This is a genomic window from Sphingopyxis sp. YF1 (assembly GCF_022701295.1).
Classification (GTDB): domain Bacteria; phylum Pseudomonadota; class Alphaproteobacteria; order Sphingomonadales; family Sphingomonadaceae; genus Sphingopyxis.
In genome coordinates this window covers 4,232,443-4,253,814 of the sequence record NZ_CP033204.1, presented here as the reverse complement: position 1 = coordinate 4,253,814, position 21,372 = coordinate 4,232,443, and the positions used below count along the sequence as shown (strand labels likewise).

Genomic DNA, 21,372 nt, shown 5'->3' with positions numbered 1-21,372 from the left:
CTCGCGGCGGCGCAAAAAGGAGGCCTCCCCATGTTCGATCTTTCTTCACCGGCACGCATTCTGCCGCTGTTCGGCGCGGCGTGCGTCGCGCTCGGCGCACTCGCACCGGTCGCCGCCAGCGCGGCGGGCGGCGCCTATTACCGCGCCGAGCTCGCCAGCCCCGCCGCCAAGGATCGCTTCGTCTCGCGCGGGGTCGTCTGGACCTGCACGGGCACGAGCTGCGTCGCGGCGCGCGGCACCAGCCGCCCCGCGATCATGTGCTCGACGCTCGCGAAGGATGCCGGCGAGGTGAAGGCCTTCGTCGCGGACGGCAAGCCGCTCGAGGCCGACGCACTCGCGCGGTGCAACGGCGCCGGCTGACCGCGCAGGCAGCGCAGCCTTTCGCTGCCTGGCCTTCACGCTGACGGTCGGGCGACGTTCCGCGGCAGGCCGCGGCCGTCACGCCATGGTGCGCGACGCCAGCATGTCGACCAGTCGCGCCTCGAGCAAGCCGAGCTGGTGCCCGCGCGTCAGGTCGCGCGGCGCCGCCGCCCGGCTCTCGCACCCCTCGGCGGCGAGCCGTGCGAGAAAGTTCGCGATTTCCTCTTCGTCGATGCTGGCGATGCCGAGGCCGTAACGCGTGATGACGCGGCCCGAATCGGACTCGCTATTGGCCAGCGCGACGATCGGCCGCCCCGAACCCGCATATTCGAACAGCTTGCCCGGGAGCAGCGTGTCCTCCCAAGGGTCGGTGCCGACCACGAGGATCAGCGCATCCGCCTCGGCCTGCGCGCGCAACGCCGCATCGCGCGGCACCCGGCCGCGATCGGCGATGGCGAGACCCGGAAACTCCGCCGCAAGCTGGAGCACGATCTCGGGCTCCGAGCCGTAGAAATCGATGCTCACCGGCAAACCCAGCCGCTGCGCAGCACGCAGCAGCGGCCTCGTATCGCGCCGTTCGCCGTACAGGATGCCCGTATAGGCGAGCCGCAGTCCGGCCGGGTTGCGCCGATAGGGGGTGGCTGCCGCGGGCCGCGCATCGACGCCGTTCATGACCGTCGCGACCCGGTCCGAAAGATCGGGGTAGAGGGTCCGGTAGTGGGCGCTCATCCCTTCGCTCACCGACACGACGAGATCGGCTGCGGAGAGCGTGGCGGCTTCGTGCCGGCGATCGAGCGAGGTGTAGAAGGGCGCCGTCCACTTGTACGGATTGCCCGCCCAGATGTCGCGATTGTCGGCAACGAACAGCGCCCCCGCCGCGCGCGCGACATCGCGCGCCGCGCCGTGGACCGAAAAGGGCAGCGCGGTCGACAGGACGACGTCGGGCGGAGGCAGCCCGGCGAGGAGCGCGAGCCCGCGTCGCCGCATCGCACGCGCGACCGGCCTGATATTGTCGGGCCAGGCGAGCAGGCGCAGCGTCGTGGTGAGCCGCTGAGCGGCGACCCCGCGCTCGGCCTTGAAGCTCGACCGGCGCGTGAGCCAGCCGTCGGGAACATAATGAACGTCGAAGCCGGTCAGGTCGGCCTCAAAACTGGGCGGGACCGCCTGCGCCGCGCCAGCGACGACCGTGACGCGCCACCCCCGCACCGCAAAGTGGCGCGCCATCGCAAGCGGCCGCGACGATCCGACCGCGTTGGCGGGCGGGAACCAATAGCTGAAGATCATCAGATGCCTGGACGCGTCACGCGGCAGCGCCGGGTCGAGCCCGGAACCGGACGAATGCGAATCAGAAGTGTCGGTCCCCATCGTCTTCGCTCTAGATGGCACCGCCGACGCTTCCAATCGGCTTTACCATAGTTTGTGACCGACTGGTGCGATCACACGATTTGCATTGCAATATCCGCGGCGGCGACGACATTGGGGATCCATGCTGAGGCAATATGAACTTGTCGAGCGCGTACGCGCCTATGATCCCGACGTCGACGAGGCGCTGCTCAACCGCGCCTATGTCTTCACCGTCCAGAAACACGGCAGCCAGAAGCGCGCATCGGGTGATCCCTATTTCAGCCACCCCGTCGAGGTCGCCGGCATATTGACCGACCTGCACCTCGACAGCGAGACGATCGTCACCGCGCTCCTCCACGACACGCTCGAGGATACGCTGACCACCCCCGAGGAAATCGAACGATTGTTCGGCGCCGACGTCGGCCGGCTGGTCGACGGGGTGACCAAGCTGAGCAAGATCGAGGCGCAGACCGAGAATGAGCGCGCCGCCGAAAATCTGCGCAAATTCCTGCTCGCCATGTCCGACGACATCCGCGTGCTGCTGGTCAAGCTCGCCGACCGGCTCCACAATATGCGGACGCTGCATTTCATCAAGAATCCCGACAAGCGCCGGCGCATCGCGCGCGAGACGATGGACATCTATGCCCCGCTCGCCGAGCGGATCGGCATGTACGAATATATGCGCGAGATGCAGATGCTCGCCTTTCGCGAACTCGAACCCGAAGCGCATGCGACAATCACCGGGCGGCTCGCCAAGCTGACCGCGGGCGGCAAGGACAAGGTCGCTGCTGTCAGCCGCGACTTCAAGGAATTGCTGGCGAAGAACGGGATCGAGGCCGAGGTGTCGGGGCGCGAAAAGCACCCTTATTCGATCTGGCGCAAGATGCAGGAACGTCACGTCAGTTTCGAACAGGTCACCGACATCATCGCGTTCCGCATCATCACGCCGACCGACGCCGACTGCTATGCCGCGCTGGGGCTGATCCACCGCAAGTGGAAGATGGTTCCCGGCCGCTTCAAGGACTATATCTCGACACCGAAGCGCAACGGATACAAGTCGCTCCACACGACGATCATGCACCAGCAGAACATGCGCATCGAAATCCAGATCCGCAGCCTCGCGATGCACCAGCAGTCCGAGTTCGGACTCGCCGCACACTGGGCGTACAAGCAGGGCGGCAGCGGCCCCGACGGGCAGGCGGGGTGGATTCGCGATCTCATCGAAATCCTCGAACAGACGCACGATCCCGAGGAGTTTCTCGAAAACACGCGCATCGCGATGTACCAGGATCGTATCTTCGCCTTCACCCCCAAGGGCAGCCTGCACCAGCTGCCGAAGGGTGCGACCCCGGTCGACTTCGCCTATTCGGTGCATACCAAGCTCGGCGACCGCACCGTCGGCGCCAAGGTCAACGGGCGGCTCGTGCCGCTGCGCACCCAGCTCGCCAACGGCGACACGGTCGAAATCCTGTCGTCGGACAAGCAAACACCGCAGCCCGCCTGGCTCGGTTTCGCGGTCACCGGTAAGGCGCGCGCCGCGATCCGCCGCCACGTCCGCTCGAAGGAAAAGGTCGAACTCGCGGCGCTGGGGCGCAAGTTGTACGACGAAATCGTCGAACGGCTGCCGAACAAGATCGGCGACAAGGCGCGCGCCGCCGCGCGAACGCGGCTGAAGCTGGAGGACGACACGGCGCTTTACGTCGCGATCGGCAAGCGCCGATTGTCCGACAATGCGGTGCTCGAAGCGCTCGTCCCCGGCATCACCGCCGAAATGAAGACCAAACCGGGCAAGCTGGCACAGGGTGCCGCGGTCTCGATCGCCGGACTGACCCCCGGCGTCGCCTACAAGCTGGCGGATTGCTGCCACCCCGTCCCCGGCGATCGCATCGTCGGGCTGGCCCGCGAAGGCGAAGGCATCGAGGTGCACGTCATCGACTGTCCGAGCCTCGCCGACGGCATCGACGCCGACTGGATCGACCTCCGATGGCAGGAGGACAGCGAGGGCGGCAATGCCCGGCTGTGCATCGTCATCCTCAACGAACCGGGCACGCTCGCCGAAATGTCGGGCATTCTCGCCGCCAATATGGCGAACATCACCAATTTGCGCCTGTCGAACCGCGAGGGCGGCTTCCACACCTATGATGTCGTCGTCGAGGTGCGCGACGTCCAGCACGTAATGCGCATCCTGTCGGCGCTGCGCGCGTCGGATTCGGTGGTTCAGGCCGAGCGGCTCTAACCTCCCGGCCGCATCGATCCGTCGGCAAAATCGGCGAGCGCGCAGGCGCCGATCGGCCCCGCGGGGTTGCCGCCGACGATGACGTTGCGGTCGACGTCCTTGACCACCACCGCCCGCGCCGCTGCGACGGCCCCCTCGGCGAGCGTCACGCCGGGGCCGACAAAGGCGTCGGCGGCGACCCAGGCGTTGCGTCCGATCGCGATCGGGGCGGCGGTGAGCGCAAAGCCCGGCGCGTGGATGTCGTGGCTCGCGGTGCAAAGATAGGCGCGCTGGCTGACGACCGACCAGGGGCCGAGCGTCACGCGCGCGACGCAGTAGATTTCGCTACGCGGCCCCACCATACTGCCCTCGCCCATCGCGAAATTCCACGGCGCCCAGATGCGCGCGCTGGGATAGGGCCGCGCGCGCGCGCCGACCTCGGCGCCGAAACGCCGCAACAGGAAGCGCCGCCAACCATGCAGCGGGATCGGACTGGGTCGATAGAGCAGAAGCCAGGCGGCGTTCCAGATCGCGCGGCGCAGCTTGTCGCCAAGGCTGGGGTGGGGAATTACGGCCGGGCGCATTGATCGTCTCGCATCGCCGCCAGCAGTCGCACAGGCCAGCCCGCGAGCCAAGCCCAACATCGGCGGCGGGGCCCGCAGGCTGTCGGATTTGCGGACCCGAGACCTGTCGGCTTGCGACCGGAAGCGGACATTCCGTCCAGTAATCCCGTTCGTGTCGAGCGAAGTCGAGACACCCATCGGGAAAGCGTACCTCGGGGTGTCTCGACTTCGCTCGACACGAACGGGGATAGAAGTTGGTCCGCTTCCCACCCCATTTCTGTCGCTAGCCGCTGTCGCTGGATAGAATGACCGCCAACGACCGGTTGCGGTCAGTCGCTCCTCCCTGTGGCGAAGCCATGGGGAGGGGGACCGCCGCCGCAGGCGGTGGTGGAGGGGCCGCGAGGTCGCGCCTTTCGCCCCTCCGTCAGCGCTTCGCGCTGCCACCTCCCCATCGCTGCGCGACAGGGAGGATATAGATATACGCTAGCGACCGATCCTTGCCGTACCCCGGCGAAAGCCGGGGCCCAGAGCGGAACTACGCAGCGCTGACTTTCTAACGCCTTGGGCCCCGGCTTTCGCAGGGGTACAAACTGAAAGACAACGTCCACTTTCCACCCCATAGCGGACATTCCCCCGACGTTTGGACCGAAGCACGGTTAGTTGTTCGCGCGCCAGCCGCTCTGGTCGACTTCGTCGCGGACCTTGTAGACCAGCCCCTGGCGGTTGAGGAACATCCGCTCCATCTCGGGCCGGGTGAAGGGCCGCGAACCGAGGCGGCCGAACACCGCCATCTGTCCGCCAGTCTCGTCGACCGCGCGGTCGCGATCGAGTCCCTTCGACAGCGCGAGCGCCGGCGAGGGCGTCCTGGCCCAGGCGATCATCTGCGGCGTCGGCCGCGGCGAGAAGCCATAGAGCCCCGGATTGTCCGGGCTGGTCAGCTGGAGCACCTTGATGCCCTGCCGGCCGTCGGCGACATAGGCGAAGAGCGAGGCGTTGGTCGAAGCAACGATGACATCCTCGGCGTCGCTCGGTGCGCCCTCGATCGCGAGACGCGGCCAGACGATCGGCGCCCGCGGCCGCGTCACGTCGACAATCACAAGCCCGTCCTGCTTCGCGGCGACATACATGTATGTTCGCGCGAGATAGAGCTTGCGGGCGTTGGCAAGGCGCACCGTTCCCTCGGGCACCGGGACGGGCCGCGCGAGGTTGGTGACGTCGAACAACTTCACCCCCTCGGCGTCGGTGACCCACAAATAGCGGAACTGCACCGCGCTCGCGCGCGCATCGCTGAGCGGAAGCTGAGCGGTTACCTTCGGCGCGAGCGGATCGGTGAGGTCGAGCACGACGAGTCCGGCGTCGGTGGTGACATAGGCATAGCTGCCCGCGAGCGTGATATGCCGCGCCCCGGCGAGCACATTGCCTTCGTTCCACGTCAGCGCGCGCTTGAACCTGTTGTTGCGGAACTCACCGTCGGCGAGCGTATCGACGTCGACGAGGACCAGGCCTTCGACGCTGTCGGTGATTACCGCGTAGCGATAGATGGCGTGCATCGCCTGTTCGTGGTTCTCGGGGAAATTCTTGACGATATTGTCGTTGCGGCTGACGCTGATCGGCTGCGTCGTCGCGATCGCCATGCAGGTCGCGTTGGTCGTCTTGACATGCGTGCTGTGCCCGAGTCCCGAGAAAGGCGCGCGGACGATACGCTCCGAGAAGCCCTTGTTGCCGATCGAGGCGATGTCATAGACGCGAAAGCCCCCCCTGCCCTCCGCCACGAACATATATTCGCCGCGCTGCTGCAGGCAGTTTACCCGGCCGCTGGTGCCCTGGACGATGTTGGCGAATTCCTCGAGTGCGTGGGTTTCGCCCGAGCCCTTCTTGTCGAAAGTCTTGCCGCGCACCCAGTTCTTGAGCTCGCGGCCATTCTGCTCGACGTGCAGCTTCCAGTAATCGGGATAGGCATATTTCTGCAGATAGCTGCCGATCACCGCCTGCGGCTCGTCCCACTCGGTGACGCGCGTCGCCTGGAAACCGTCCTCCATCCCCGACCAGACGTTGAGGCCGACGAAATTGACGAAATTGGTGCCGAGCAGCAGCAGCTGCGACATGATGGCATTATTGTCATCGGCCGCCGACAAATGGCAGTCGCTGCACTGCTTGGTTTCCTGACGGCGCACCGTGTGCGGGAAATGCGGCGCAAACGCCTGGCTCGAATAGCCCGCCGCCGAGACCGGCGGTTGCTGCACATAGATGCGTTCGCGGTTGATGTTGGTCGACGACAGCACCAGCGCCGACGTCGAGCGGACCGGGGTGATGATCCCGCGCACCTCGCCGTCGGGGCCGGGTTCGCCGGGCTTGGTCAGCTGGTGACGGCCGAGCTGGAACATCTCGTCGCGCGCGACCTGCGGGTTGTACGTCGCGAAGTTGCGCGTTTCCTCACCCTCGAAATGGTGCATGCTCGTCTTCCAGTTCGCCTCGATCGGCAAATGGCAGCCGCCGCAACTCGTCGTCCAGCTGAGATGGCAGGTGAAGCACGTCATCTTGTCGTCACCGTGCGCGCGATCCTCCTTCGCGACGCCGGGACCCCATTCGAACTTGCCGTCCTCGGCCCCGCTGCGCGCCATCAGCTTGGCGCGCGCCGCCTTGGCGTTGAAATGCGGTCCGGGGGTCACCGCCTGTTTGACCAGGCTGACCTGCCATTCGAGCTTCGGGTCGACGATCGAGCGCTGGATCAGCCCGGTGACTTCGCCGTCGTCACCATACTGGAATTCGAAACGGCGACGTCCGTCGGGGTTGCGGAGCAGCGCAAGGTTGGTGCCCTGCGGCCGCGCGGCGACGTTCGAGGTCAGCAGATTGGGCAGCGCGTCGACGGTGCCGTGGCAATCCTTGCAGCCGATCTCGACCGCGTTCGCGACCTCGCCCTGGATATAGCCGTTGCCATGACTGTCCTGCGCGAAATGGCAATCGGCGCACTGCATGCCCTTTTCGGCGTGGATGTCCATCATGTGGACCGCCTTGCCGGGGTTGATCCCCGGCGGCACGAACTTGCCCTCCACCCCCGGCCTGCCGGGATCGGCGCTCGACAGGCACAGGTCGCGCTGCTTGGGGTCACTGTAATGGCTGCAGCTCTTGCGCCATTTTTCGGGATCCTTCGGATCGACGATGTTGGCGGTATCGGTACCATAGGTCGCCATATTGCCGTCGGCGGTCAGCAGATTACCCTCGCGGTCGCGCTTGAAGATGCCGCGGAAGTTCCAGCCATGCCCGTGATAATCGGCGAACTGGGTGTCCTTGTTGCTGTCGTTGACGTCATAGACGTCGCGCAGGAATTCGACATCGGCCCACAGCCCGCGCGCCGACGCACCCTCGGGATTGCGTTCGAGCACCTTGTGGACTTCGGCCGCCGTCGGGTAATGCTGCTGCTTGTATTTCTTCTGATAATCCGCGTCGCTCATCCCCGGCGGGCGCGGCGCGCTGTTGTCCGGTCCCGGCCACATCTGCGGCGCGTCCGATTCATAATCCCACATCGTGTAGCCGAGGTAGGAATTCAGGAAGATGTTCGGCTGGTGCATGTGGCAGGTCATGCACTGCGACGTCGGGATCGAGCGCGTGAAGACATGCTTGATCGGATGCCCCGATTCGAGCCGTTTCGGCTTCGCCTGCGGTCCTGCCTTCGCGTCGGCCGGGTCGATCAGTGCGCCATGCTTGTCGGGATCGGGGGCATGGTTCGCGGTATCGACGTGACCGCCGCCCTTCTTGTCCTTGCCTTTCCCATGATCGTCCCCTTCGGGCTTCCACGCACGGTCCCTGATCGTCGGGTCGACCGTCGCGGTCTCGCCATCACGGCCATAGGCCGAATAGGTCAGGCTGTGGCGCGGCTCGCGATCGTTGGCATAGATGACGTGACACCCCGAGCAGCCCGAATGGCGATAGTCGCCCGGCTGGTCGTTGGTGCCCATGAACCACATCAGCGGATCGTTGAGGCGCGTCTTGTGGATGTTGAGCACGGGGATCGACACGCGCAACCCGGTGCCAGGGCCGCGGTTCGACTGCTTGAGGTCGGGGCGGCCGGGCTCCTCGAGCCGCTGGATGCTGCCCGTCGGGTTGGGTAAGCCGATTTCGGGAAATTGCGTGTTGATGTTGCGCCCGCCGCGCTCGAACACCCGGAAGACATCACCCGGCGGAATCACGCTCCAGCGCGGCAGCGGGTACATCTTGGCGAGCGCGCCGCGCGCGCGTTCCTTATCGGTCAAGATCTTGTCGAACGGGACCTTCGGGTCGCATGCCTTCTTATATTCCTCGGCCGTCATCGAGGTCGTCGGCGACAGGATGCACGCGGGATCGCCGCTGCGCGTATAGGCTTCGCCGAAGATGTAGTTTTTATACGGAACGATGCCATTGTTATACGCCGCGCCGCCCCACAGCATCGCGCCGGTCGACATCAGCGAACGTTCGGCCGCCTCGATCGTTTCGAGATGGCAGGCCCCGCACGCCTCGCGCGCGACGCGATAGTCGCTCGGGTTGACGAAGCGGATATATTCAGGCGCTTCCTTGTTCAGCAACGTGTAGCTGCGCTTGGGGTTCGCCGAACTGTCGCCCCAGCTTTTCGGCAGCGTCGGCTGCGGATGCGCGACCTTCATCGCCGCGCGATTATAGGGGTTGTCGTAACCGAGCTCGGGTTTGCCGAACGCCGCGGGAGACTCGGCGTCGCCGCCGTGGCAGTCGGTGCAACCCAGTTGCACCGCCGGGGTGACGTGCATCGACGGCGCGTCGGTCTGGGTGTGACAGCTGTAGCAGCCCTGCGACTTCGCCATCACCGCCGCCTCGCGCGCCTCGAAGGTCGTACCGGGCTGCTCGCGCGGCGCGGGCGGGCTGAAGCGATAATCGACCTTCACGGGCTTTTCGCCCTCGGCGGCACGCCCGATCGACACGGCAAGGCTCGCGCCCAGCAGGACGAAGGCGAGAAGGGCGAAGAGCTTGCGTAGCGTCATCTAGAAACTCAAAATCAGATTGGCGAGGATCGACACATAGGCGTCCTCGCGCTGCTTGTTTTCGAACAAATCCTTGAACCCCTCGCCGGGCAGCAGAACCGCGGCGCTCAGGCGCCCGACGATATTCTGCGTCGCCTTGGGCCGCCAGATCGTCGCGACCGACAGGTCCCAGCCGATGTCCGTGGGGATCGAACCCTCCATGCGCAGCGCCTGCAGCGAACTGGTGTTCTCGAACCAGAGATGGTTGAGGTTGGTGCTGATGCGGAACTGCGGCGAGAGGTCGAAATCGGCGCCGGCCCCGAGGAAGATCGTGCCGGGGTTGTTGAAATTCGACTGCCCTTCTTCCTTCGACGAGCGCAGCGAATTCAATATGCCGTTGCGCCCGTTGATCGAGATCACGCGCCCGCCGCCCGCAAAGGGAATCGTCTGGCGAATCCAGTAACTCGTGTCGGCGCCGCCGAAGATCGGGTTTTCGAAGATCGCGTCGAAGCCCCCCTCGGTGTTGTTATAGGGGTCGCCGTCGCCGGTCGCGTAGAGCCCCGAGAGACGGAAGCGCATCCAGTCGTGGTCGTAGCTGAGTTCGACCGCCCCGAAGCCCGCGCGAATCTCGGCAGGCTTGCTGGTGAAGAAGCTGTTCCGGTCCTCGCCCAGTGCCGCGTAGAGGCTGGCGGTCAGGTTGATCCGCCCAATGCGCCCGTCGGCGCTGTACCCGAGGTAGACGACGTCATAGGCGCGCCCGCGCAGGTCGCCGAGCAGCGCCGGTCGCACCGGGAAGCCGTTGTGATCGATCTGCACATCGTCCTTTTCGCGATTCATATTATACGTCACGCTGACCTGACTGGTCAGCCCGACGACCGGGAAATCCTGGCGATAGAGATTGCCGGTGAAGATGAAGTCGCTGCGCGGAGTCTGGGTGATATCGTTGAGGCCGCTGTTGGTGTCCTTTTCGAGCCGCCAGAAAGCCGCGAGATTATATTGAAAGCGATTGTTGTCGCGGTTGCCGAACAGGCGAATGCCGAGTTGGCTGTCGTTGAACAGGAAACCGCGGAAATCGCTCTGGAACGGCTGGATACCGACGCGCACCGAATAAAAGTCGTAACGATCCGACGTGTTGCCGAGATGCTTGTCGACGAACAGTTCCTGCACGCCGAGGAAGCTGTCGTAGCGATGGCTCGCCTTTGACGGACGCACGTCGAGCACGCGTCGTTCGGGCACATCGACATAGTTGGCCTGATACGCAAGGGTCAGGCGATATTCGACGTCGGGCGGCTTGAACGCGGTCGATCCCTTGATCAGCGCGAAACCCGCGATGAAGGTCTGCGCCGCAACGAAACTGCGGTTCTTGCCGAACACGTCGAGGCTGCCCGGGCGCGAAGTCGTCTGGACACCGACCGGAATCGGAAAAGTGCGCGGTTCGAACACCGTATCCGACACCGCATTGGCCACGAAGAACCAGTCGTCGCCCTTGAGCCCCAGGAATTTGGGCGTCTTGCAGCGCGCCTCGCCGAGCCGCGCACGACGCTCCTGCTCCTCCTCGGTCGCGATGCAGAGCGCGCGGTCGCCCTTGTAGGTATTCTGGTGATAGGGGTCGAACCAGCGCTCCTTGACCACCCCCAGGCTTTCGATCAGGCGCCAGCGATCGGGAACCGGAAGCTGGTCCTGGATCCCCGGAAAGGCCTCCGGCGGCGGCGGCCGCAGCGCACCGGCATTGTCCTGCGTCAGCCGGTCGGGAAGATCGGGCCGATAACCGGGACGGCGGCGGCCGTCGATGATCTGGGTGATCAGGTCGTCGCTCACCATCTCGCGCCAGTCGACCGGCGGCGGGGGCGGCGTGAGGTCGTCGATCGACGGGTCGGTCGCGGGCGTTTCGGGCGTCGCGGCGGGCGGATCGACGACATCGGGCGCAGCCGCATCACCCGGTGCGCCCTGCGCCGCCAGGCTGGCGATGATCGGCCAAAGGCTGCTCCCCGCAAGGCTCATCGCTTACAATCCGTCGCAGACATTTTGCTGCGCCGTATCGAGGAAGGGCGCGAAGGGGCAGGACACATAGCGCAGCCGCGCGGTGGCACCACCCGCGAGGTTGACCACGACGCGGTCGGCACGGATCGCGGGCGCGGCATTACCGATACCGCCGGCGCGCGCGCCGCCGTTGTGGAGCCCGAGGAAGCTCACCATGTCATCCTGATCGATGCCGTCGCCCGACACACCGATCGCCCCGACCAGCGTGCCGCCGCGATAGATCGGGACCGAACCCGGGAAAATCTGGATCCCGTTGGCGAGGCGCTTGTGCCCCGGCGTGACGTCGGGGACCTGTGTGCATTGCTGCGGCGTGTCGGGGCTCGCCCCGCCGCTGACGACGAAATTGAGGTGCTGGACGATATTCGGTGCGACCAGATCGACCTGCAGCCCGACCGCGAAGGGACTGAACTGCGCCGACTGCTCGACCGACAGCGGCCCCGGCGGCCGCCCGACCTCGCCGTCGGGGAAATAGGGACGCGACAGATTGCCCCCGGAGCGGTCGGCAAAGGCGATCGTGCCGGTGAGCGCTGCGGGATCGCCGAGGAAGGTCCGCGTGCGCTGGACATAGGCCGGAACGTTGGTCACGCCCGGCAACACCGGGGTCGCGAGCAGTTCGGGCGCCGCGTGGCTGCCCGAGAAGAAAGCCGCGGTGCGCGCCTTTTGCAGGCTGACGTCGGTGCCGAAAATCGGGCCGTCGGGCGAGCGGACGATGCCCAATATCTCGCCGCGCGTGTCGACGAGACTGATCGTCGCCTGCATCCGGCTGTCGAGCGGGCGACGGATCTGCGCGCGTGCACGGGAGAGGACGGAGAAGGCTTCCTCCAGCACGGCGCGCACCTCGGCCGCGGTGAGCGGCTGCGCGACCGACGCGCCATCGGTGCCCGCGCGGATCGGGTAGCGCGGATTGCCGCTGCCGTCGGTGAGGACAAAGGCGTCGCGGTTCGAGAATTCGGCTGCGGTGCTCGCACGGATGCCCGACGCCTCGCTGCCATAGACGGTGCCGGCGCGCAGCGTGCCGTCGGTGTAGCCGGTGACTGCAATCAGCGCTCCCTGCACGCCGTTGATCGCACCGAAGCTGGTCTGAAGCGGCGCAAGGTTCGCCGCCGTCGCATCGCTGAAGCGCAGCGCGGTGCCGTCGACGGTGATCCGCTCGGCACGGATCGCCTCGGGTGCGGCGAAATTCTGCGTGCCGGCAAAGGCGATCGCTTCCTCGTCATCGGCGTCGGTGTCGAGGATATTGGGGTCGAAGCCGTAATCGCCGTCCCCCATCACGCCGACGCCGCCGACGACGACGCCATTCTTGTAAAGCGGGAAGCCCCCCGCGTCGGCGGCGAGCCCGAGCGGCGAGCGCTTCGGCCCGATCAGCGCGCCCGTGCCGCCGCCGGGAACGAAGCGCCGCGACAGGTCCGAACAGGGCAGCTGGCTGAACTGCACCCCGAACAAGGGGCCGCTCTCGAGCCCGACGGTGGTCGGCGCGGGGGGGAAATGCTGCTGGACGATCTGGCTCGCGGTACGGCTCGAAAAGGCGTTGCCGCCGCTCGACAGATAGGCCCCGGTGATCGCCTTTGCGATGGCCGCCGCGGCAGCGGGGATGGCCGCGCCCTGCAATCCGATTTCGCTGCCTGTCGGCGCCGGTCCGCCGATGCGGTTGCGGCTCACCACCGCCGTGTCGGGCGCGCCGGTCATCTTGAACACCGCAAGCACATTGCCGACGCGGTCGGTGACCGCGACGATCGACGGCCGGTTGCGCGCACGCGCTTCGCCGACCGCCTGCGCGATCACCTGCTGCACGTCGGCGGCGCTCAGCGATTCGGCGGCGGGCGGCGTGAAGAGCCCGCCGGTGGGAGTCGGCGTCGGGGTCGGCGTCGGGGCGGGGGTGGGCGTGCCGCCCCCACCACCCCCGCCGCCGCATGACGACAGGAGCAGCGCCGCCATGGCGGCGAAAGCGGACGATCGGAAGAGGCGGCTTGCTTTTGTCATATCACTCTCAGCGCAGCGCCCGGATCGCGCGCACCGCGCTGCCCAGCGAGGCCTGGAAATCGGCGGGTTTGTATGCGTTGGGATCCTTCACTGCGGCGTAGGCGCGGTCGATATCAGCGCGGATTCCGGCGGCGGCGCCGACGGTGACACGTCCCGACGAAACCATCGAATTGAGCAGCGTATCGACCCCCATCACCGCCTGCTGCGACCCCGAATAATCGGTGAAACGGTCGCTGATCGCCTTGGCCGAGACCGCGTCGACGAGCGCGAAGGCGTCAGTGCCCGAAAAACTGCGCGCGGCGAAGGCGCCCTTGAGCGCGGTCACCGTCTGCGCAAGCTGGCCGGCGGCCTGCACCGCACTCGTCCGGTCGACCGCCATCGCACGGTGAAAGGCGGCAGTACGCGCGGCAAGCTGGTCGGCAAGTCCGGGCGCCGCGATCCGCGCCGCCGCCGCCAGCATGATCAGATTTTCGTCATTATAGGGCGGCATGCCTTCGGGAATGTCGCGTCCGGGATTGTCCATGCTCGTCTTCACCGGCTTCGCCTGGTCGAAGATACGGCGGTGGCAGCTGTGACAGTCGAGAAAATAGAATTCGGGAAACACGCCTTCGGTGCCGCGCTTCGACTGGAAGAGCGACAGGCTGCGTTCGAGCGCCGCAGCCTGGCCGACCGCCCACATCTGGACATGGTCGGTGCGCGCCTGTCCCGAACCGAATTTGCGCCAGCCATAATCCTCATCCTCCTGGTGGTGCGCCTGAAGCGACGAGAAGAGGTCGAGCTCGAACGAAATGCGCGGATGACCCGCAGCCATGATCCGGTGGGTGACGAACTGTCCCTCGCCCGCGGCACCGAAATGGCAATCGACGCACACCCCGGCGCGCACGACCGGGTCTTCGAGCTTGCGGAGCCCCGCCGACAGGTTGGCGAGATGCTTGCCCCGCATTTCGGCGTCGGGATCGGCATTGGTCCCTACCCCGGCATAATGACTCGCGAGCCAGCCGCCCGCCGGACCGTGGCACGATTCGCAGCCGACCCCGTCGCCCCACATCGACGCGGGTGCGCCCGCGGCAGCGCTGGTGTGGCATCCGACGCATTGCTTCGCGCTCGTCGGGTCGCCGATGCCGAGGTTGCGCGCGATGAAGGCGCTGCGCGCATTGCCCAGCACGGCCTGCGCGCGGCTGTGCGCACCGCCGGGGGTCGACGGTTCCTGCCATTTCATCAGTTCGTCCTGCCGCACGACCGTGCCGTCACCTTCCATCCGGCCGTGGCAGGTCGATCCAGCACAGGAGGCGACGCCGGTGAAGCGCGCCCCCCCCTCGCCCTGCGAGCGCGCGGGCGGGGCGGCAACGAGCGCCGCGGCGGCAAGCGCCGCCAGCATCAGCACGAGCGCGGCAAACGCCGCCCAAGGTCGATCGCCGCGTCCTGAAACCGCGTCGGTCGTCATGCCCAGTCCCCTTTTTCCGGCCTGCGCTTTTGCGCCTTGGGCCGCTTAAACCACCCCGAATGCCAGCATCGCGTCGGCGACTTTTTTGAAGCCCGCGATGTTGGCGCCTTTCACATAGTCGATATAGCCGTCGCCCTGATCGCCATAGGTCAGGCAGCTGGAATGAATGCCGTCCATGATGTCTTTCAGCATCTGTTGCAACTCGCCTTCGCTCCAGCTGCGCCGTCCGCTGTTCTGGCTCATTTCGAGCCCCGACACCGCAACCCCGCCGGCGTTCGCCGCCTTGCCGGGCGCGAACATGATCTTCGCATGTTTGAACGCGTGCACACCGTCGAGGTTGGTGGGCATGTTGGCGCCTTCGCTTACAGCGATGCAGCCATTGGCGATCAGTTCGCGGGCGTCGTCGCCGAGCAGTTCGTTCTGCGTCGCGCAGGGCAGCGCGACGTCGCACTTCACCCCCCATGGCGTCTTGCCCGCGGTAAAGCTCGCGCTTTTGAACTCGGACACATAGTCCTCGATGCGCCCGCGTCGGTGCGTCTTGTGCGCCTTCACCCAGTCGATCTTTTCCTGGGTGATGCCGTCGGGATCGTGGATGAAACCGCCCGAATCGGACAAAGTCAGCACCTTGCCGCCCAATTGGACGATCTTTTCCGCCGCGTGGGTCGCGACATTGCCCGAGCCCGAGATCACCGCGCTCTTGCCGACAAGATCCTGCCCCTTCGCCGCGAGCATGTTGGCGAGGAAATAGACCGCGCCATACCCCGTCGCCTCGGTGCGGATCAGCGAGCCGCCCCATTCGAGCCCCTTGCCGGTGAGCACCCCGGTAAATTCGTTGGTGATGCGCTTGTACTGGCCGAACATATAGCCGATCTCGCGCCCGCCGACGCCGATGTCGCCCGCCGGCACGTCGATGTCGGCGCCGATGTGGCGATAGAGTTCGGTCATGAAGCTCTGGCAGAAGCGCATGATCTCGCGCACGCTCTTGCCCTTGGGGTTGAAGTTCGACCCGCCCTTGCCGCCGCCCATCGGGAGCCCGGTGAGCGCATTCTTGAACGTCTGTTCGAACGCGAGGAACTTGAGCACGCTCTCGGTCACCGAGGGGTGGAAACGGATGCCCCCCTTGTACGGGCCGATCGCATTGTTGTTCTGGACGCGCCACCCGCGCTGGACGCGGATATTGCCGTTGTCGTCCTCCCAGCAGACGCGGAAGGACACGACACGGTCGGGTTCGGCGATGCGCCGCAGGATCTGCTGCGCGTGATATTCTTCCTTGTCGGCGATGAAATCGAAGATGTCTTCGGCGACTTCCTGCACCGCCTGGACGAACTCAGGCTGGCCCGGGTTGCGCTTCGACACACCCTCCATGAACGTCTTGAAATCGACGTGATCCGAAACTGCCATGCACCCCTCCCCTGTTGGCCGGGAAAATTCGGTGCGACCCCTTTCCGCGATTTTGTCATTGACCGACCTCGCCCTTCAAAGGCTACACCATCGTTCGGCAAAGGCAAGAAGCGAGCGCGTGCCCGGCCGATTTTTTCGCGCGCGCACAAGAGGGGCAAAAATGAGCGAGAGCAAGAAGATGGCCGGAGGACTGACGCGGACCAACGGCGCGATATTGATCGCCGCCTTCGTCCTGCTGGCGGGCGCGATCGGCTATACGGTGTGGCGCGATTCCGGCGTCGGCGGCGGCGATCCGGTCGCGGAATCGACGCTGGTCCCGTCGGGCCAGCTCGCCGCGCTCGAGGCGCGGACGAAGGCCGAACCGAACAGCGCCGACGCCTGGATGCAGCTCGGCGCGGCGCGATTCGACCTCGGCGAATTCGCCGGAGCCGTCGCCGCCTATGAAAAGGCGACCGCGCTGTCGTCGGGATCGGCGGGCCTGTGGTCGGCGCTCGGCGAGGCGCGGGTGATGGCGAGCGAACGCGATCCGATGCCCGCCGCGGCGGTTGCGGCGTTCGACAAGGCGATCGCGCTCGACCCCCGCGATCCGCGCGCGCGCTATTTCCTCGCGGTGAAGAAGGATGTTGCGGGCGACCACAAGGGCGCGATCGCCGACTGGTTCGCGCTGCTTGAGGACACGCCGCAGGGCGCGCCATGGGAGGCTGACCTGCGCCGAACGATCGAACAGGTCGGCGCGATCCACAAGATCGAGGTCGCAGGCCGGCTGGCGAAGACGCAGCCGCGCGCGCTGACCGCCGAGGAGATGCCCGTCGCCGCGCGCGGCATCCCGGGCCCGAGCCGCGCCGACATGGAGGCCGCGTCGCAGCTCCCCAAGGGCCAGCAGGACGCGATGATCGAGGGCATGGTGAGCGGGCTCGAAGCCAAGCTCAAGACCAACCCCGCCGACGTCGACCGCTGGATCATGCTGATGCGCAGTCGCATGACGCTGGGCGAGAGCGCGAAGGCCGCGCAGGCGCTGAAGGACGGCATCGCGGCAAATCCGGGCGCCGCACCGCGGCTGCGCGCGCAGGCAAAACTGCTGGGGGTGCCGGGGGCCTAGTTTTTCGGCTCACGCGGGGACGCGGAAGCACGGAGAATCGGCAATCTCCGTTCGCCCTGAGCTTGTCGAAGCCTGTCCTGAGCGCCTGCAAGGCGGTCGAAGGGGGCCGTTCTTTTCTCCGGCGGAGAATGAAGAACGGTGCTTCGACAAGCCCAGCTCAAACGGGATCGGGATAATCTCTTCGCGCCTCAGCGTCTCGGCGCGAACCTCGTCACCCCGCCATCAGCGCCGCATTGCCGCCCGCGGCGGTGATGTCGGTCGAGATCGACTTTTCCTCGGCGAAACGGAACAGATAGTGCGGGCCGCCGGCCTTGGGGCCGGTGCCCGACAGGCCGCGCCCGCCGAAGGGCTGCGAGCCGACGATCGCGCCGATCTGGTTGCGGTTGACATAGACGTTGCCGACCGCCGCGCGCGCCGCGACATGCGCCGCGACCCCGTCGATGCGGGTGTGGACGCCGAGCGTCAGCCCGTAGCCCGAGGCGTTGATCGCGTCGATCAGCGCGTCGAGTTCGCCGCCCTTCCACGTCGCGACATGGAGCACGGGTCCGAAAATCTCGCGCATCAGGTCGGTGACATGATCGAGGCGGACCAGCGCCGGACGCACGAAATGCCCGCCGGCGGGCAGGTCGCCCCCCGCTTCGGCGAGCACGCGCCCCGCGGCGCGCGCTTCGGCGACATAGGTCGCGATATTCGCCTGCGCCTCCTCGTCGATGATCGGCCCGGTGTCGGTGGCGAGCAGCGCCGGATCGCCGACATTCAGTTCGGCCATCGCGCCCGCGACCATCGCGATCATGCCTTCGGCGACATCCTCCTGCACGCAGAGCAGGCGCAGCGCCGAGCAGCGCTGCCCCGCCGACTGGAAGGCCGAGGCGACCGCGTCGCGCGCGACCTGTTCGGGCAACGCGGTCGAATCGACGATCATCGCGTTGGCGCCGCCGGTTTCGGCGATCAATGTCGCGATCGGACCATCGCGCATCGCGAGGCTGCGGTTGATGAGGCGCGCGACCTCGGTCGAGCCGGTGAAGGCGACGCCGATGACGTCCTTGTGGGCGGTCACCGCCGCACCGACCGTCTCGCCGCGGCCGGGAAGATAGTGGAGGACCTCGGCGGGAATGCCCGCCTCATGCAGCAGCTCGACCGCGGCGTGCGCGATCAGCGGGGTCTGCTCGGCGGGCTTGGCGAGCACCGCATTGCCCGCGGCGAGCGCCGCCGACACCTGGCCGAGGAAGATGGCGAGCGGGAAATTCCACGGGCTGATGCAGGCAAAGACGCCCTTGCCCTCGAGCATGAGCTCGTTGCGTTCGCCGGTCGGGCCGGGAAGCGGCAGCGGGTGGGTGAAATGCGCGCGCGCCTGTCCGGCGTAATAGCGCAGGAAATCGACCGCCTCGCGCACCTCGGCAACCGCATCGACGAGCGTCTTGCCCGCCTCGTCGATCGCAAGACCGAGGAACAGCGCATCGCGTTCCTCGAGCAGGTCGGCGGCGCGTTCAAGCCGCTCGGCGCGGAAGGCGCCGCCGGCGAGGCTCCAGTCCTCCTGCACCCTGCGCGCCGCGGCGACCGCGGCATCGACCGCCGCGGCGTCGGCCTCGATCACCGAGCCGACGATCGCGCCGGTCGCGGGGTTCCGCACCGGCTGGGCAAGGCCGTCCAGCGGGCGTCCCGCGACGATCGGCGGCGCCACCGGAGCGGGGCGGCGCGCCTTGGCGATCGCCGCCATCAGCGCTTCGGGGACGCCGGGTTCGCCGAGATCATAGCCGCGCGAATTGCGGCGTTCGGGATCGAGCAGGGTCAGGCCGGTCGCGATCGTCGACGGCCGGCTGGCGATGTCGCGCGGATCGACCGCGAGCTGCTCGGCGGTGACGTCGGGATCTGAAAACTGGTGCACGAAGCTGGAGTTCGCACCATTTTCGAGCAGGCGGCGGACGAGATAGGCGAGCAGGTCGCGGTGGGTGCCGACCGGCGCATAGACGCGCACCGGGCGCGGCGGCGGATAGAGCGCGACGATCGCGTCATGCGCGCCCTCGCCCATGCCGTGCAGCCGCTGCAGCTCGTAATCGGCGCCTGCGAACAGCTCGGCGACGAAGGCGAGCGTCATCGCATTGTGGCTCGCGAAGGCGGGGAAGATCGCATCCTGCGCATCGCGCAAAATCTGCGCGCAGTGCATGTAGTTGAGGTCGGTGTGGTTCTTTGCGGTAAAGACCGGGAAGTCGGCGAGGCCCATGGTCTGCGCGCGCTTGATTTCGGTATCCCAATAGGCGCCCTTGACGAGCCGCATCGACAATTTGACGCCGCGCGCGCGCGCTTTTGCCGCGACCCAGCGGATCACTTCGGGCGCGCGCTTCTGATAGGCCTGGATCACGATGCCGAGCCCGGTCCAGCCGTCGGCGATGCCCGCCTCGATCAGCGCGTCGTAGACGTCCATGTGCGGTTCGAGCCGGTCGCTCTCCTCGGCATCGATCATCAGCGGGATGTTCGCCGCGCGCGCCGCGCGGGCGAGGGTGACGACGTGCGGGATCAGCTCGTCGCGGACCCGCTGCCCCTGCAGATATTCGTAGCGCGGGTGGAGCGCCGAGAGCTTGATCGAGATGCCATGATTGGCGTGCGGATCGCCCGGTTTCGCATGTTTGCCGATACGCGTGATGGCGCCCGCATAGCTTTCGTAATAGCGCCGCGCGTCCTCGGCGGTACGCGCCGCCTCGCCGAGCATGTCGAAGCTTGCGAGTTCGCTCTTGTCCTTGTCGGCGCGCTTGACCGCGGCGTCGATCGTCTGGCCCATCACGAACTGCTGGCCGAGCATCTTCATCGCCGCGAGCGACGCCTGACGAATAACCGGTTCGCCCGAGCGGCGGACCATCGTTTTCAGGAGCGCGAGCGGGTTCGCCTTGCTGCCCATCGCGTCGAGCATCAGCGTCGCCGAACCGAGCGAAAGCCCGCGCGCCGAGAGGGCGACGATCAGCGGGCTGTCCTCGTCCTCGCCCTCGTTCCAGCGGCGTCCGGCGATCTTGTCGCGAATGAGGGCGTTGGCGGTCGCGCTGTCGGGGACGCGGAGCAGCGCCTCGGCGAGGCACATCAGTACGACGCCCTCCTCGGTCGACAGGCGGTAGCGGTTCATCAGCTGGGCGACGAGCGTCTCGCGCTCGCCCGCGGCCTTGGCCTGGCGGATCAGCGCCAGCCCGCGCGCGGTGGTCGCCTCGACGGTGGCGGGCGAACGCGCGAGGTCGGCGCGAAGCGCCGCGACGATTTCGGTTTCGGGGCGGCGGGCGAGGGCGCGGATGGCGGCGCGATCGAGAGGGGCGGTCATGGCGCCGACATAGCATAGCGCGCGAAGTCGATCTGCCCATACTATGCAGGTTCAATATATGTTTTGACCAAATTTTCAGACAATCTTAGTCTGTATACATGAAAAACTCCGCATCAACAGTCGATCTGGATGAGTTCGACCGCAAAATCCTCGCCATATTGGGCCGCGACGGACGGATCACCTACACCGATCTGGCGGCGCAGGTCGGGCTGTCGAAGACCCCGTGCCAGCAGCGCGTGAAGCGGCTGGTCGACAGCGGGCTGATCGTCGGATTCCGCGCGATCGTCGATCCCGCCAAGGTCGGGCTCGACCATGTCGCCTTTGCCGAGGTCAAGCTGTCCGACACGCGCGAAGAGGCGCTGCGCCAGTTCAACGCGGCGGTGCGCCAGATTCCCGAGGTCGAGGAATGCCACATGATCGCGAGCAGCTTCGATTACCTGCTCAAGGTGCGCACCCCCGACATCCGCCGCTACCGCATCGTGCTGGGCGAGAAGATATCGAGCTTGCCGCACGTCGCGAGCACCTCGACCTTCGTCGCGATGGAGACGATATTGGAATCGGCGCGGTAAGAAGTTTCGCACAAAGACGCGAAGACACGAAGAGGATGGTGCGGGCCGATAAGGCCCTATCCGTCACTATCGTCGCGCCCGCCGCACCG

General features: G+C 66.6%; 12 protein-coding genes. 4 read left to right on the top strand and 8 right to left on the bottom strand.

Features of this window, described 5'->3' with window-relative positions; genetic code table 11:
- The first annotated feature begins 30 nt into the window (after positions 1 to 30).
- The gene (locus tag EAO27_RS20415) at positions 31 to 360 is read left to right on the top strand and encodes a hypothetical protein (RefSeq protein WP_242774798.1); all 330 of its coding nucleotides are present in this window, start codon (positions 31 to 33) and stop codon (positions 358 to 360) included.
- A 78-nt stretch (positions 361 to 438) separates the two neighbouring features.
- On the opposite strand, the gene EAO27_RS20410 is transcribed toward EAO27_RS20415, so the two are convergent.
- Entirely contained in the window at positions 439 to 1,644 is a 1,206-nt protein-coding gene (locus tag EAO27_RS20410; RefSeq protein ID WP_242774795.1) for a glycosyltransferase, read from the bottom strand.
- 202 nt (positions 1,645 to 1,846) lie between these two features.
- Here EAO27_RS20410 and EAO27_RS20405 point away from each other — a divergent pair, with 202 nt between their 5' ends.
- Entirely contained in the window at positions 1,847 to 3,940 is a 2,094-nt protein-coding gene (locus EAO27_RS20405) for a bifunctional (p)ppGpp synthetase/guanosine-3',5'-bis(diphosphate) 3'-pyrophosphohydrolase (protein WP_242774792.1), read from the top strand.
- On the opposite strand, the gene EAO27_RS20400 is transcribed toward EAO27_RS20405, so the two are convergent.
- The 6 genes from EAO27_RS20400 to gdhA all read right to left on the bottom strand — a co-directional run bounded on the left by EAO27_RS20400 (position 3,937) and on the right by gdhA (position 16,314).
- The gene (locus EAO27_RS20400) at positions 3,937 to 4,503 is read right to left on the bottom strand and encodes a putative colanic acid biosynthesis acetyltransferase (protein WP_242774789.1); all 567 of its coding nucleotides are present in this window, start codon (positions 4,501 to 4,503) and stop codon (positions 3,937 to 3,939) included. The two genes, EAO27_RS20405 and EAO27_RS20400, sit on opposite strands and share 4 nt — an antisense overlap.
- 635 nt (positions 4,504 to 5,138) lie before the next feature.
- Entirely contained in the window at positions 5,139 to 9,470 is a 4,332-nt protein-coding gene (locus tag EAO27_RS20395) for a hypothetical protein (protein WP_242774787.1), read from the bottom strand.
- The gene (locus EAO27_RS20390; protein WP_242774783.1) at positions 9,471 to 11,450 is read right to left on the bottom strand and encodes a hypothetical protein; all 1,980 of its coding nucleotides are present in this window, start codon (positions 11,448 to 11,450) and stop codon (positions 9,471 to 9,473) included.
- A 3-nt stretch (positions 11,451 to 11,453) separates the two neighbouring features.
- On the bottom strand, positions 11,454 to 13,424 hold the full coding sequence (locus EAO27_RS20385) for a heme-binding protein (RefSeq protein ID WP_242774775.1): 1,971 nt from the start codon (positions 13,422 to 13,424) through the stop codon (positions 11,454 to 11,456).
- Positions 13,425 to 13,476: 52 nt separating this feature from the next.
- Positions 13,477 to 14,913: a cytochrome c family protein gene (locus EAO27_RS20380; RefSeq protein WP_242774774.1), complete on the bottom strand. Its 1,437-nt coding sequence runs from the start codon at positions 14,911 to 14,913 to the stop codon at positions 13,477 to 13,479.
- Between the two features lie 45 nt (positions 14,914 to 14,958).
- Positions 14,959 to 16,314, bottom strand: a complete 1,356-nt coding sequence (gdhA, locus tag EAO27_RS20375) for an NADP-specific glutamate dehydrogenase (protein WP_242774773.1) — start codon at positions 16,312 to 16,314, stop codon at positions 14,959 to 14,961.
- Between the two features lie 160 nt (positions 16,315 to 16,474).
- Here gdhA and EAO27_RS20370 point away from each other — a divergent pair, with 160 nt between their 5' ends.
- Positions 16,475 to 17,413: a tetratricopeptide repeat protein gene (locus EAO27_RS20370; RefSeq protein ID WP_242774771.1), complete on the top strand. Its 939-nt coding sequence runs from the start codon at positions 16,475 to 16,477 to the stop codon at positions 17,411 to 17,413.
- A 211-nt stretch (positions 17,414 to 17,624) separates the two neighbouring features.
- Here EAO27_RS20370 and putA read toward each other — a convergent pair whose 3' ends face one another.
- A complete protein-coding gene (gene putA / locus EAO27_RS20365) occupies positions 17,625 to 20,714 on the bottom strand; it encodes a bifunctional proline dehydrogenase/L-glutamate gamma-semialdehyde dehydrogenase PutA (protein ID WP_242774770.1) in 3,090 nt (1,029 codons plus the stop codon).
- 98 nt (positions 20,715 to 20,812) lie between these two features.
- Here putA and EAO27_RS20360 point away from each other — a divergent pair, with 98 nt between their 5' ends.
- Positions 20,813 to 21,283: an Lrp/AsnC family transcriptional regulator gene (locus EAO27_RS20360; RefSeq protein ID WP_242774767.1), complete on the top strand. Its 471-nt coding sequence runs from the start codon at positions 20,813 to 20,815 to the stop codon at positions 21,281 to 21,283.
- Positions 21,284 to 21,372 lie beyond the last annotated feature (89 nt).